The sequence below is a fragment of the Streptomyces pathocidini genome, from assembly GCF_001418495.1.
Classification (GTDB): domain Bacteria; phylum Actinomycetota; class Actinomycetes; order Streptomycetales; family Streptomycetaceae; genus Streptomyces; species Streptomyces pathocidini.
On sequence record NZ_LIQY01000073.1, the window covers coordinates 1 to 13777 of the forward strand.

Annotated in this window: 12 protein-coding genes; 8 read left to right on the forward strand and 4 right to left on the reverse strand. The window is 69.0% G+C overall.

The features are described from left to right. Positions 1-251 precede the first annotated feature (251 nt). The 3 genes from AOK16_RS04815 to AOK16_RS04825 form a co-directional block, all read right to left on the reverse strand. Positions 252-1187 carry a DUF4429 domain-containing protein gene (locus AOK16_RS04815; RefSeq protein ID WP_055470961.1) on the reverse strand — a complete coding sequence of 312 codons (936 nt, stop codon included), beginning with the start codon at positions 1185-1187 and terminating at the stop codon, positions 252-254. A 57-nt stretch (positions 1188-1244) separates the two neighbouring features. Continuing rightward, entirely contained in the window at positions 1245-2567 is a 1323-nt protein-coding gene (locus AOK16_RS04820; protein WP_079101063.1) for an alpha/beta hydrolase, read from the reverse strand. 193 nt (positions 2568-2760) lie between these two features. After that, positions 2761-3447 (reverse strand): TetR family transcriptional regulator, encoded by a 687-nt coding sequence (locus AOK16_RS04825; RefSeq protein WP_055470962.1) that lies wholly within the window; start codon positions 3445-3447, stop codon positions 2761-2763. Positions 3448-3564: 117 nt separating this feature from the next. On the opposite strand from AOK16_RS04825, the gene AOK16_RS04830 reads away from it, so the two are divergent. Together AOK16_RS04830 and AOK16_RS04835 are read left to right on the forward strand one after the other, a co-directional pair. After that, positions 3565-5169, forward strand: a complete 1605-nt coding sequence (locus AOK16_RS04830) for an MFS transporter (RefSeq protein WP_055470963.1) — start codon at positions 3565-3567, stop codon at positions 5167-5169. 182 nt (positions 5170-5351) lie between these two features. Further along, positions 5352-5729, forward strand: coding sequence for a peptidase inhibitor family I36 protein (locus AOK16_RS04835; RefSeq protein ID WP_055470964.1), 378 nt, complete (start codon positions 5352-5354; stop codon positions 5727-5729). A gap of 80 nt (positions 5730-5809) precedes the next feature. On the opposite strand, the gene aceE is transcribed toward AOK16_RS04835, so the two are convergent. Next, positions 5810-8557 carry a pyruvate dehydrogenase (acetyl-transferring), homodimeric type gene (gene aceE / locus AOK16_RS04840; RefSeq protein ID WP_055470965.1) on the reverse strand — a complete coding sequence of 916 codons (2748 nt, stop codon included), beginning with the start codon at positions 8555-8557 and terminating at the stop codon, positions 5810-5812. A gap of 494 nt (positions 8558-9051) precedes the next feature. On the opposite strand from aceE, the gene AOK16_RS04845 reads away from it, so the two are divergent. The 6 genes from AOK16_RS04845 (at position 9052) to AOK16_RS04870 (ending at position 13646) form a co-directional block, all read left to right on the forward strand. Further along, complete coding sequence (locus tag AOK16_RS04845) at positions 9052-9492, forward strand: DUF3052 domain-containing protein (protein WP_055470966.1); 441 nt, start codon at positions 9052-9054, stop codon at positions 9490-9492. 222 nt (positions 9493-9714) lie between these two features. Further along, a complete protein-coding gene (locus tag AOK16_RS04850) occupies positions 9715-10173 on the forward strand; it encodes a peroxiredoxin (protein WP_055470967.1) in 459 nt (152 codons plus the stop codon). 163 nt (positions 10174-10336) lie between these two features. Continuing rightward, the gene (locus tag AOK16_RS04855) at positions 10337-10912 is read left to right on the forward strand and encodes a TerD family protein (protein ID WP_055470968.1); all 576 of its coding nucleotides are present in this window, start codon (positions 10337-10339) and stop codon (positions 10910-10912) included. A 101-nt stretch (positions 10913-11013) separates the two neighbouring features. Continuing rightward, positions 11014-11589: a TerD family protein gene (locus AOK16_RS04860; protein WP_055470969.1), complete on the forward strand. Its 576-nt coding sequence runs from the start codon at positions 11014-11016 to the stop codon at positions 11587-11589. Between the two features lie 53 nt (positions 11590-11642). Continuing rightward, positions 11643-12779 carry a DUF475 domain-containing protein gene (locus AOK16_RS04865; RefSeq protein ID WP_055470970.1) on the forward strand — a complete coding sequence of 379 codons (1137 nt, stop codon included), beginning with the start codon at positions 11643-11645 and terminating at the stop codon, positions 12777-12779. A gap of 129 nt (positions 12780-12908) precedes the next feature. After that, positions 12909-13646, forward strand: a complete 738-nt coding sequence (locus AOK16_RS04870) for a TerD family protein (protein WP_055470971.1) — start codon at positions 12909-12911, stop codon at positions 13644-13646. Positions 13647-13777 lie beyond the last annotated feature (131 nt).

Sequence of the window (13777 nt, forward strand, 5' to 3'; positions counted from 1 at the left end):
GGGTGGGACGGATGGGTCAGGTCGTGGACGAGGCTGCGCAGCCGGCGGGCGAGGGCTCCGCCGCGGTGGGCCGTGGGCGGCGCTGCGGGCGGGGGCGGCGGGACGTTCATGGCCAGATCAGCGTACGGGCGCGGTGGGTCGAGGTCGTCATACCAGGGAGCCGATTGCGGACTCATACCTGGGTACCGCCTGGGCGTCCCCACCCCTACTGGCGGGGTGGGTGCGGCGAGGCGGGGGCGCCCCTCCGCCACTCACAGCTCGGCGAGCAGTTCGGCCTTCTTCGCGCTGAACTCGCCGTCCGTCAGCAGTCCCGCCTCGTGCAGGGCTCCCAAGTGCCGGATGCGGTCGGCGATGTCGGCCGGGTCGGGGCGCCCCTCGCCGACGGGTGCCAGAGCCGGGCGCGGATGGGGCCTGGCCGCCGCCGCGTCCTCGTCCGGTTCGGCCGCCCGTACGGCCTCCAGCACAGCCGCCGCGAACGGCAGTGACTCGTGCACCGGCCCGTACCCGAGTCCGAAGACGACGGTGGCCGGATCCTGGTCGGCCTGACGCGGCTGCACGGGCAGGGCTATACGCCCTGCATGTTCCGTATGGCCGATGTTCTTCTCCTCGCGGCGCTGGACCAGCCGCAGATAGCCGTCGAAGAGTTCAGGCGAGCGCCACTCCACGCCGGCCAACTCGCCCACCGGAAAGCTCTGGTCGCCGGCCTTCCACTTCGCCGAGGACGCCCCCGTCCAGAACCAGCGGAAGGACACCGACCTCCCGTCGAAGGACGCCTTGCCGTCGTAGGCCTTGAAGTTGAGCGGCGGCGTCGGCGCCGGAACGAGACAGCGGTCGGCGGGTTCGTCCGCGGAAGCCCCCAGGGCTGCCCGCAGCTCGTCGGCGTAGTACTCGGCGAGCAGCTCCCGCTCGGCCGGCAGCACCAGCCGGTACGGATCGCTGCCCTCTTTCAGCTGCCCGTCCGCCGCGTCCATCAGCGGATCGGCGCCGGGGCGCGGCTCGGCCCGCAACACGACGGTTCCGCGTTTGCCCTGCGTCAGCTCGACGGCGGCCAGTGCCTCGTAAGGGATGCGCCGTTCGCCCAGTACCTGGAACAGCTTCGGGGTGCGAATGCTTCGTTCATAGCGGATGAGCACGGAGTCGGGGCTGAACTCCCAGACGGTGTGAAAACCGGCCAACACATCATCCATGCGGCTCATCGTATGCGGCGGTAGCCCGCCCGGTCCCCCTTCTGAACGCTCTGCGCGTCAAACCTTTTCGGGCACGCGAGTTCCGTCGTTTCCGGCCTTCCCGCTGTCGCTCCCGTGAATCCCGGTCTGCTGGATTCCGGAGGAGGGGATCCCGACCTGGCACTGCGTACTGTGCCCTGCCGCGCAGTCGACGGAGCCCAGAGCCCCTACCCCGATCTCGGCGAAACTCTCCAGGCTCTCGGTGCCCGGCTCGAAATAGCCGGTGTGCCCCACCGCGCGGCTCGCCGAGATCACCCGGGCGCCGAAGGCCCTGGAGACGGGGTCGGCGCCGTGCCCCAACTCGCCGATCTCCAGGTACGGGACGTCCTGGATCCAGTCATCGGCGTCGCGTGCGGCCCACACCCGGGCCTTGGTGCGGAGCCCGGCGACGGTCTCCGCACGCATGCCGGGGCTGCCGGCCACCGCGATGTCGGTGACCTTCGGCGACAGGTCGCGGGCGGCGACGCCGCAGACCACGGAGCCGTAGCTGTGGCAGAACAGCGACACCCGCGAGGCGTGGGCGAGCGAGTCGACGAACGAGTCCAGGCGCACGGCCCCGTCCTCGGCCAGCCGCCCGGTCGCGGCGTCCACGCCGAGCCCGGCGGGAGTGGTGTAGTCGGCCCAGGCGACCACGGCGGTGCGCTCCTCGGGCCGCTGGGCGCGTTCCTCCTCGTAGAGGGCGCGCGCCATGCCGACCGGTGCGCTGTACTTGCGCTGGGTGCGCTCGAAGTTCACCAGATTGGTGTCCACTCCGGGCACCACGACCGACACCTGCCGGGCCTGTGCGAGGTCGCCGAACACCTCGGCGGCGCGGCCCGGGCCCGTGGGGTCGAAGGCGAGGATCTGGCGGCCCCCGGACAGCATCGACTCGAACCGGTGCATCAGGCGCCCGGCATCCTGGCGCCCCTCCTCGGTGAGTCCGAGGTCGTTCATGCGCTTCTTCGCCGTACTGCGCGCCTCGTCGAGGGCGATCCGGTTAGCCCGGTAACGCAACTCCACCGGCGCGCCGCCCATGTTGCCCACGACCAGTGGATACCGCTGGACGAGATGTTCCTGCTGGGTGGTGGTGAGCGAGCTGAAGAAGTCGGCCAGTACGCGGGGGCCGTCCGCGAGGTCGGGCAGGCCGCGGCCGTCGATCGACCCGTCCTGCCAGGCGGCGACGGCCGCTTCGCGGGAGCCCGCGGCGGGCGTCTGGTTCCGGATCGCGGTCCAGCCTGTGGTGGCGAGGAGGACGAACACGACGGTGAGCGCGAGCAGCGCTCGCCACACCGGTGACTCGCCGAACCAGGACGTCGAGAACCAGGAAGTCGGGGTGGAGCCGAGCTCAGGGAAAGAAGACACTGCGGGACACCCTAGGAGAAGCGCCAGGTGGCCCGTGCGAGGGGTGACGCAACTCACCTTGAATGACGGTGCAATTAACGTCACAACGGGGAAGAGGGGGCGATTCGAGTTCCGAATCCCCTACGGTCCGTGAAGTCGATCTTCGTTGCCTTATCGCCCTGTTCGGCTTCCGGGAGGTTCGGCGGATCCGTCTCTACGCGTGCGTGGAGCCCGTGTTCCAGTCCTCGGCCAGCGCGGGGGTGAGGTGGTCCAGATACGCCTCGGTGAGTTTCCGGATCGCGTCGCTGCTGCAGTCCCCGCGGGCTCCCCAGAGCCTGCCGCTCACCCGAATCACCCCGCTGAACGCCGCGACCAGAACGCGCGGCCGGGGGTCGGAGTCCAGGTCCAGGCCCTCGCGGTCGGCGATCTCCCGGGCGAGCCGCTCCTCCAACTCCACCGAGCGGCGCAGGTGGACGGCGATCAGCGCGGGGGTCGACTCGATCACGTGGTACATCCGCATGTGTAGTTCGGGCGGGACCGTCTCCCCGATGGCCTGCTCGATGGTGTCCCAGGCGAGGCTGACGGCGCGGCGCAGCGCGGTCATCGGGGGCTCGCCGGCGGGCCGTTCGCGGAGGGCGTCGAAGAACTGGGCCTCCACCGCCTCCTGGACCGCGAAGGCGACCTCCTCCTTGTTCGCGAAGTAGCGGAAGAAGGTGCGCTGGGAGACCTCGACGGCGTCGGCGATCTCGTCCACCGTCGTCTGCTCGTACCCCTGGGTCGTGAAGAGTTCGAGCGCCGAGTGGATCAGCGCGGCGCGGGTGCGCCGCTTCTTGCGCTCCCGCAGGCCGCCCTCGGGGGGCGCGGGTGGCGGCGTGGGGTCCGCCAGTCGCTGACGTGTCATGTCCTGGCCCTCTCTTCGCCGTATTTCCACTGATCAAGATACCTGTGGGCTACATGACAGTTACCGACTCGTGAATTGATTTGTCAACTGTCAGTGACTGACATTAGCCTGGGGGTCATGACCTCTCAGACCACCACCGTCGCCGACGCGGCGCCGGAAACTCCCATACCGGGGCCCCGGAAGGGGCTCCGCGGCCATCCCTGGCTGACCCTCTTCGCTGTCGCGATCGGCGTCATGATGGTCGCGCTCGACGGCACGATCGTCGCGGTCGCCAACCCGGCGATCCAGCAGGACCTCAAGGCCTCCCTGGCCGATGTCCAGTGGATCACCAACGGCTACATGCTCGCCCTGGCCGTCTCGCTCATCACGGCCGGCAAGCTCGGGGACCGCTTCGGCCACCGTCAGACCTTCCTCGTGGGTATCGTCGGTTTCGCGGCGGCCTCCGGTGCCATCGGACTGTCCGGCAGCGTGGCCACCGTCGTGACCTTCCGGGTCCTCCAGGGCCTGTTCGGCGCGCTGTTGATGCCCGCCGCGCTCGGGCTGCTGCGCGCCACCTTCCCCGCCGAGAAGCTGAACATGGCGATCGGTATCTGGGGTGCGGTCATCGGGGCCTCCACCGCCGCCGGCCCGATCGTCGGCGGTCTGCTCGTCGAGCACGTCAGCTGGCAGTCGGTGTTCTTCATCAACGTGCCGGTCGGCGTCCTCGCGCTTGTCCTGGGCCTGGTCATCCTCAAGGACCACCGTCCCGAGAACGCCGCCAAGTCCTTCGACATCCCCGGCATCGCGCTGCTCTCGGTTGCGATGTTCTCCCTGATCTGGGCTCTCATCAAGGCGCCCGAGTGGAGCTGGGGCAACGGAAAGACCCTGCTCTTCCTCGGCGTTGCGGCCGTCGCGTTCCTCGCGTTCGCCCTCTGGGAGAACAAGGTCCGCGAACCGCTGCTCCCGCTGGGCCTGTTCCGCTCCGTGCCGCTGTCCGCGGGCACGGTGCTCATGGTGCTGATGGCCTTCGCCTTCATGGGCGGACTGTTCTTCGTCACCTTCTATCTGCAGAACGTGCACGGCATGAGCCCGGTCGACAGCGGTCTGCACCTGCTGCCGCTCACCGGCATGATGATCGTCGCCTCGCCGCTCGCGGGCGCGCTGATCACCAGGTTCGGGCCGCGGATCGTGCTGGTCGCGGGCATGGTGTGCACGGCGGTCGCGATGTTCGGGATGGCCGCCCTCGAGGTCGGCACCGGTACGGGCGTCATGTCGCTGTGGTTCGCCCTGCTGGGCCTGGGCCTCGCTCCGGTCATGGTCGGCGCGACCGAGGTCATCGTCGGCAACGCCCCGCTGCGGCACGCCGGTGTCGCCGGCGGCCTGCAGCAGGCCGCGATGCAGGTCGGCGGCAGCCTCGGTACCGCCGTGCTGGGCGCCGTCATGGCCTCCAGGGTCGGCAACGACCTGCCTGGCAACTGGACTTCGGCCCAGCTGCCGCCGCTGTCCCCGGAGCAGCTGGAGAAGGCGTCCGACGCGGTCTCGGTCGGCATGCCGCCGGTGGCGAAGGGCACCCCGCCGGAGTTCGCCGCCAAGATCACGGAGGTCACGCAGGACACCTTCGTTTCGGGCATGGGCGTCTCGTTCACCGTCGCCGGAATCGTCGCCGTCCTCGCGGCCCTGGTGGCGATGTTCACCAAGCGCGGCGAGAACGCGCAGGCGGGCGCGGGAGCCGGGCACATCTAGCCCGGCGGCGTCCCGCCCGGACGCTGTCAACGCAAAGGGGCCGAGCCACGTGGCTCGGCCCCTTCCGCGTGTTCACCCCCTATCAGGGTGGCCGGTGGCCAACTCACTTGGCCGGGCACGGAACCCGAGGCGAGTCTGCGGTGTAACTACAGCAGAACCGCACGACACGGGGAGTGATTCATATGCGCAAGACCTTCACCCTGACTGCCCTCGCCCTCATCGCGGCCGCCCTGGCCGTCGCGCTGCCCGCGGCGGTGTCGCCGGCTGCCGCCGCCCCGGCCGGAGCCTGCTCGGCCGGAGAGCTGTGCCTCTGGCCGAAGGGCGACTACCACGGCGCGCGTTACGCGTACGAGCTCGCAGACGTCGACATCGAAAGCTGCGTGCCCCTGCCGGGCGGGGCGAGCGCCGCCTCGCTGGCGAACCGCACGGGCCGCCCCGTGACCACGTACCAGAGCGCGGAGTGCGGCGAGACGGCCGAGTTCGACACCTATCCCGGCGGCGGCACGTGGGTGCCCCGATCCCCTTACCGGGTGCGGGCTTTCAAGATCCGAGAGAGGTGATGGAAACGCGCCGCGGGCGTGCCCGGAATCATCCGGACACGCCCGCGACAAGAGCTCGGCCGAGGCTCAGCCTGCGACGGTCACGCGTCGCCGCCGGCGGCGCCCGGGTCCGCGGCCGCCACGTCGAGCAGCTGGTACCGGTCGATGGCCTGCTTCAGCACCGAGCGGTCGATCTTGCCCTCCTTGGCGAGCTCGGTGAGCACCGCGAGGACGATCGACTGAGCGTCGATGTGGAAGAACCGGCGAGCCGCGCCACGGGTGTCGGCGAAGCCGAAGCCGTCGGCGCCCAGCGACTGGTAGGTGCCGGGGACCCAGCGCGAGATCTGGTCCGGGACGGCCCGCATCCAGTCGGAGACGGCCACCTTCGGGCCCTCGGTGCCCTGGAGCTTCCGCGTCACGTACGGGACGCGCTGCTCCTCCTCCGGGTGGAGCAGGTTGTGCTCCTCCACCTCGATGGCGTCGCGCCGCAGCTCGTTCCAGGAGGTCGCCGACCAGACATCGGCCTTGACGTTCCACTCCTCGGCGAGGATGCGTTGCGCCTCGATGGCCCACGGCACCGCCACGCCGGAGGCGAGGATCTGCGCCGGGATGGCGCCGCTCTCGCCGGGCTTGTAGCGGTAGAGGCCCTTGAGGATGCCGTCGGCGTCCACGTCGGCCGGCTCGGCCGGATGCTGGATCGGCTCGTTGTAGACAGTGAGGTAGTAGAAGACGTCCTCGCCGTGCGGGTGTTCGTCGGACGAGCCGTACATCCGCTGCAGACCGTCCTTGACGATGTGCGCGATCTCGTAGCCGAACGCCGGGTCGTAGGAGACGACGCCCGGGTTGGTCGAGGCCAGCAGCTGCGAGTGGCCGTCCGCGTGCTGCAGGCCCTCACCGGTCAGCGTGGTGCGGCCCGCGGTCGCGCCGAGCACGAAGCCGCGCGCCAGCTGGTCGGACATCTGCCAGAACTGGTCACCGGTGCGCTGGAACCCGAACATCGAGTAGAAGACGTACACCGGGATCAGCGGCTCGCCGTGCGTGGCGTACGCGGAGCCCGCCGCGATCAGCGAGGCGGTGCAGCCCGCCTCGGAGATGCCGTCGTGCAGCATCTGGCCGGTCGGCGACTCCTTGTAGGCCAGCAGGAGTTCGCGGTCCACCGACTCGTAGGTCTGCCCCAGCGGGTTGTAGATCTTCGCCGTCGGGAAGAGCGAGTCCATGCCGAAGGTGCGGTACTCGTCGGGCGCGATCGGCACGAACCGCTTGCCGATCTCCTTGTCCCGCATGAGGTCCTTCAGCAGCCGCACGAACGCCATCGTGGTGGCGATCTGCTGGTTGCCGGAGCCCTTCTTCAGCGCCGCGTAGGTCTTGTCCTCGGGGAGGTTCAGCGGCTTGGAGCGCACCACGCGGGTCGGCACGTAGCCGCCGAGGCCCTTGCGGCGGTCGTGCATGTACTGGATCTCGTCCGAGTCGCGGCCCGGGTGGTAGTACGGCGGTACGCCGGACTCCAGCTCCTTGTCCGCGATCGGCAGGTGCAGCCGGTCCCGGAAGCGCTTGAGGTCGTCGACCGTCAGCTTCTTCATCTGGTGGGTCGCGTTGCGGCCCTCGAAGTTCGGGCCGAGCGTCCAGCCCTTGACGGTCTGCGCGAGGATCACCGTCGGCTGGCCCTTGTGGGCCTTGGCCGCCGCGTAGGCCGCGTAGATCTTCTTGTGGTCGTGGCCACCGCGGCCCAGGTGCAGGATCTGGTCGTCGGTCATGCCCTCGACCATCTGGCGCAGCCGGTGGTCGTCGCCGAAGAAGTGGTCGCGGATGTACGCGCCGGTCTCGGTGGCGTACGTCTGGAACTGCCCGTCCGGGGTCGTGTTGAGCTTGTTGACCAGGACGCCGTCGCGGTCCTGCGCGAGCAGCGGGTCCCAGCTGCGGTCCCACACCAGCTTGATCACGTTCCAGCCGGCGCCGCGGAAGACCGACTCCAGCTCCTGGATGACCTTGCCGTTGCCGCGCACCGGGCCGTCGAGGCGCTGGAGGTTGCAGTTGACGACGAAGGTCAGGTTGTCCAGGCCCTCACGGGCGGCCAGGGTCAGCTGACCCAGGGACTCCGGCTCGTCCATCTCGCCGTCGCCGAGGAACGCCCACACATGGGACTTGGAGGTCTCGGCGATGCCGCGGGCCTCCATGTAGCGGTTCATCCGCGCCTGGAAGATCGCACCGAGCGGGCCGAGGCCCATGGAGACGGTCGGGAACTCCCAGAAGTCCGGCATCAGCCGCGGGTGCGGGTAGCTGGACAGGCCGTAGGGAGCCTTCGACTTCTCCTGGCGGAAGGCGTCGAGCTGCTTGTCGTTCAGGCGGTCCAGCAGGAAGGCGCGGGCGTAGATACCGGGGGAGGCGTGCCCCTGGAAGAAGATCTGGTCGCCGCCGTCCCCGCCGTCCTTGCCGCGGAAGAAGTGGTTGAAGCCCACGTCGTAGAGCGAGGCCGAGGAGGCGAAGGTGGCGATGTGGCCGCCGACACCGATACCCGGGCGCTGCGCGCGAGAGACCATCACGGCCGCGTTCCAGCGGGTCGCGTTGAGGACCTTGCGCTCGATCTCCTCGTTGCCGGGGAAGAACGGCTCGTCCTTGGTCGCGATGGTGTTGACGTAGTCCGTGCTGCGCATCTCGGGCACGGCCACGCGCTTCTCGCGGGCACGCTCGATCAGGCGGAGCATCAGGTAGCGGGCACGTTCACGGCCCCGCTCGTCGACTGCGGCGTCGAGCGAGTCGAGCCATTCCCGGGTCTCTTCAGGATCAAAGTCCGGGACCTGGCTGGGAAGGCCGCCAATGATGATCGGGTTGCGATCGGATCCGGAAGCCACGCTGTTCCTTCGTTGTTCGGGTCGCTCTGCACGCGGTCGAATGCAGAACTCTGCTGGTGTCGCGCCGCCTCCCATCGTGTACCTCGGGGGCGGATACGTCATCTCTACTGGGCGGTAACCACCACTCTGTGAGACGGGACGTCGTGTGGCCGTCGGCTGCAGTCGGCCAAATCGCAACCTTACGCCCACGCTCCCCGTGCCCGGTCCCGCGGGGCGTCCCCCGCCAGACCGCCCCGTACGGCCCCGCGGGGACCCGGTGGTCGCCGCCGAACGGCGCATCCGCGCCCCACGACCTCATAAACCGGGGCAGAATCATGTGGTGTGAATCACCTGGTGCCGCACCCCGGTGATGGGAGATGCGGCGACACGTCAACGTTTGGGCGGGATCGGAGGCCGGGTACTTGCGCGAACAGCCCGGCCCGTGTGGACTACGCCCAATACCTCGCGTACGCGAGGAAGTACACATCCTCAAGAAACATGACAGGAGGCAATCCGTGAGCGCGACCGCGGACCACGCGGAGGAGCGGACCAACCCTGCCGCCAGGTTGGGTTTCCAGCCCGGACAGGTGGTCCAGGAGATCGGCTACGACGAAGACGTCGAGCAGGAGCTCCGCGAGGGCATCGAGGCCGTCACCGGCCAGGAGCTCGTCGACGAGGACTACGACGACGTGGCCGACGCCGTTGTTCTGTGGTTCCGCGAGGACGACGGCGACCTGACGGACGCGCTGGTGGACGCCACCACGATGATCGACTCCGGATCCCCGGTGTGGCTGATGACGCCCAAGACCGGCCGTGACGGCTACGTCGAGCCGAGCGACATCGGCGAGGCCGCGCAGACTGCCGGCCTGGCGCAGACCAGCAGCGTCAACGCGGGCAGGGACTGGACCGGCAGCCGCCTGGTCACCCCCAAGGCAGCCCGCAGCGGCAAGCGGTAGACAGCCCCGCACGCCGTAGACACAACCCCCGACTTCCCCTCGCCCCCGACGGCTCCGGCCGCCGGGGGCGAGGTGCTTTCCGCGGGCGGGGCCCCGCTCCGCGTGCACCGCCCCCGCACCCGGGGTGGCGGCGGTGACAGACTGGGCCGCGAACCCCGCCGGGGGCCGGAGGGCGCCAGCCCGTCCGGCCGTCGGCTTCTTCTTGAGAGAGGGACAACGCTCATGGCGGTAGAGGTCGGCACCAAGGCTCCGGACATCGAGTTGAAGAACCAGCACGGCGAGACCGTGCGGCTCTCCGACTTCCGCGGAGAGAAGAACGTCGTCCTGCTCTTCTACCCGTTCGCCTTCACCGGCGTCTGCACCGGTGAGCTGTGCGCCCTGCGCGACGAGCTGCCGAAGTTCGTCAACGACGACGTGCAGCTGCTCGCCGTCTCCAACGACTCCCCGTTCACCCTCCGGGTCTTCGCCGAGCAGGAGGGCCTGGACTACCCGCTCCTGTCGGACTTCTGGCCGCACGGTGCGGCCTCGCGCACATACGGCGTCTTCGACGAGGAGAAGGGCTGCGCGGTCCGCGGCACCTTCATCATCGACAAGGAGGGCGTCGTCCGCTGGACTGTGGTCAACGGACTGCCGGACGCACGCGACCTGAACGAGTACGCGAAGGCGCTCGACTCCCTGTAGGCGACCCCCTGCGAGAGACCCGTCGGCGGCCGAATCGGCGGACGCCCGAATCGGCCGCCGAAAAACTGTCGTCTGGGGAACCGATCACTAGGATCGGTTCGTTGATCCGATGCCAGTGCACGACGGGGGCACGCAGTGCTCCTCGATCTCTATGGGAGGACTCGTGGGAGTCAGCCTCAGCAAGGGCGGCAACGTCTCGCTGACCAAGGAAGCCCCCAACCTGACCGCGGTGATCGTCGGTCTGGGCTGGGACGCCCGTACCACCACCGGCACCGACTTCGACCTCGACGCCAGCGCCCTGCTGACGAACGCCGAGGGCAAGGTCGGCAGCGACGGGAACTTCGTCTTCTTCAACAACCTCAAGAGCCCCGACGGCTCGGTCGAGCACACCGGGGACAACCTCACCGGTGAGGGCGAAGGGGACGACGAGCAGCTCAAGGTGAACCTGGCTGCCGTGCCGCAGGACGTCCAGAAGATCGTGTTCCCGGTCTCGATCTACGAGGCCGAGAGCCGCCAGCAGAGCTTCGGCCAGGTCCGCAACGCGTTCATCCGCGTGGTGAACCAGGCCGACAACAACGAGCTGGCGCGCTACGACCTGAGCGAGGACGCCTCGACCGAGACCGCCATGGTCTTCGGCGAGCTGTACCGCAACGGCGCGGAGTGGAAGTTCCGCGCCATCGGCCAGGGGTATGCCTCGGGCCTGCGGGGCATCGCGCAGGACTTCGGCGTCAACGTCTGACGGCGGAGCCATCCGGCCGGGCTCCGCGCCCGGTGCCGTACCCCGCTGTCGTGTCGGGTGCGGCGCCGGGCGCCGGAGCACCAAGGGGAGGAAGCGGGAACATGGGCGTCACGCTCGCCAAGGGGGGCAATGTCTCCCTGTCCAAGGCGGCGCCGAATCTCACGCAGGTGATGATCGGCCTCGGCTGGGACGCGCGCTCGACCACGGGTGCGCCTTTCGACCTCGACGCCAGTGCGCTGCTGTGCCAGTCGGGGCGCGTGCTCGGCGACGAGCACTTCGTCTTCTACAACAACCTCAAGAGCCCTGACGGCTCGGTCGAGCACACCGGGGACAACCTCACCGGTGAGGGCGAGGGCGACGACGAGTCGATCCTCGTCGACCTCTCCAAGGTGCCGGACCGGGTGGACACGATCGTCTTCCCGGTCTCCATCCACGAAGCGGACCTGCGCGGCCAGACCTTCGGCCAGGTCCGCAACGCCTTCATCCGGGTGGTGAACCAGGCGGACGGCCAGGAGCTGGCGCGCTACGACCTGAGCGAGGACGCGTCCGCCGAGACCGCGATGATCTTCGGTGAGGTCTATCGCCGCGGCGGTGAATGGAAGTTCCGTGCGGTGGGGCAGGGGTACGCGTCGGGTCTGCGCGGCATCGCTCTAGACTTCGGGGTCAACGTTTCGTAAAGCCGCGCACACGCGCGGCGCGGGGGACCCCGCTACACAGGATTGGGTAGCCAGTGCTTCTGAGAACCTTTGGCTGGTCGTTCGCCGTGACGGTGCTCGGCCTCGCCGCCGCCGCGTGGGGATGGGGGTGGGAGGCATTCGGGGTCGTTCTGATCCTTTCCATCCTCGAGATCTCCCTGTCCTTCGACAACGCCGTCGTCAACGCGGGCGTGCTGAAGAAGCTCAACGCGTTCTGGCAGAAGATCTTCCTCACCATCGGCATCCTCATCGCGGTCTTCGGGATGCGCCTGGTCTTCCCGGTCGTGATCGTCGCGATCAGCGCGAAGGTCGGCCCGATCGAGGCCGTGCAGCTGGCCATCGACGATCCGAACCGCTACGAGGACCTGGTCACCGACGCCCATCCGGCGATCGCCGCGTTCGGTGGCATGTTCCTTTTGATGATCTTCCTCGACTTCATCTTCGAGGAGCGGGACATCCAGTGGCTCCGCTGGATCGAGCGGCCGCTCGCCAAACTGGGCAAGGTCGACATGCTGTCGGTCTGCATCGCCCTGATCGCCCTGCTGACCGTGGCGATGACCTTCGCCACCAACGCCCATGTCAGCACCGGCCACGCGGACAAGTCCGCCACCGTCCTGCTCTCCGGCGTCGCGGGCCTGGTCACGTACCTCCTCGTCGGCGGGCTCTCCGGGCACTTCGAGAACAAGCTCGAGGAAGAGGAGGAGCGCGAGCACGAGGCCGAGGAGGAGGCCAGGAAGGCGGGCAAGCAGCCCACCATGGTCGGCCTCGCGGGCAAGGCGGCGTTCTTCATGTTCCTCTACCTCGAAGTCCTCGACGCCTCCTTCTCGTTCGACGGAGTCATCGGCGCCTTCGCCATCACCAACCACATCTTCTGGATGGCGCTGGGCCTGGGCATCGGCGCGATGTACGTCCGGTCCCTCACGGTCTACCTGGTCCGCCAGGGCACCCTGGACGACTACGTCTACCTGGAGCACGGCGCGCACTACGCGATCGGCGCGCTCGCCGTCCTGCTGCTGGTGACCATCGAGCACGAGGTCAACGAGATCATCACCGGCCTGATCGGCGTCCTGCTGATCGCCTGGTCGTTCTGGTCCTCGGTGCGCCGCAACCGCGCGCTCTCGAACGAGGGCGGCACCTCGGGGGAGAAGTCCGAAGTCGCCTCGGGCGTGTGACCACGGCGGGAATGAGGAACGCTTCTGATGCGGGGCGGCCGCGGGCACTGTGCCCGGTGGCCGCCCCGCGCCAGTCGTGGTCGACTGCGTCGACCCGGTGGCGATGAGTGCCGACGAGTGGGGGTAGAAGTGTCGTTCTGGAACAACTGGCGGTGGGGCGGCCACCAGGGCTTCGACAGCGGCAGCGCGGCGTCGAACGCCATAGAGCTGACCAAGCGCAGGCCGGTCGTCTCGCTCACCAAGCAGGGCGCGGCCACCGGCAATCTGCGCGTCAACCTGTCCTGGCGGATGCGGACTTCCGACATCGGCGGCAGAACCGGGCAGAGCGGGAACCTGTTCCGCCGGCCCCTGAAGATGTTCAAGCCCGAGGTGGTGCAGGCCCAGGGTCCCGCCGTGGTGAAGATCGACCTCGACCTGGCCTGCCTGTACGAGCTCCAGGACGGCACGAAGGGCGTCGTCCAGCCGCTCGGCAGCTTCTTCGGTGACGTCAATTCCCCGCCGTATGTGAAGCTCAGCGGCGATGACCGGTTCGGGGCGCCCTCCGGCGAGACGATCTACATCAACCTCGACCACCGGGACGAGATCAAGCGGCTGCTGGTCTTCGTCTACATCTACGACGGCACCCCCGCCTTCGACCGCACGCACGCCGTCGTCACGCTCTACCCCAGCAACGGGCCCAGGATCGAGATCGGGCTCGACGAGCGGGCGCCGCAGGCCCGTTCCTGCGCGGTGGTGCTGATCGAGAACAACAAGGGCGAGCTGACGGTCCGCCGCGAGGTGAAGTACGTCTACGGCTTCCAGGCGGAGCTGGACCGGCTCTACGGCTGGGGCATGCAGTGGGGCCGCGGCTACAAGCAGAAGGTGTGAGCCGGGGACCGGCCGCCGCCGGCTAGCGGTGGCGCTGGAACTGCGGTCCCTGCGGCGGCAGCGCGAACGCCGGTGCGGGGACCGGCTGTTGCGGGTAGCCGTACGCGGGCTGGGGCGGTACGCGCGGGGGC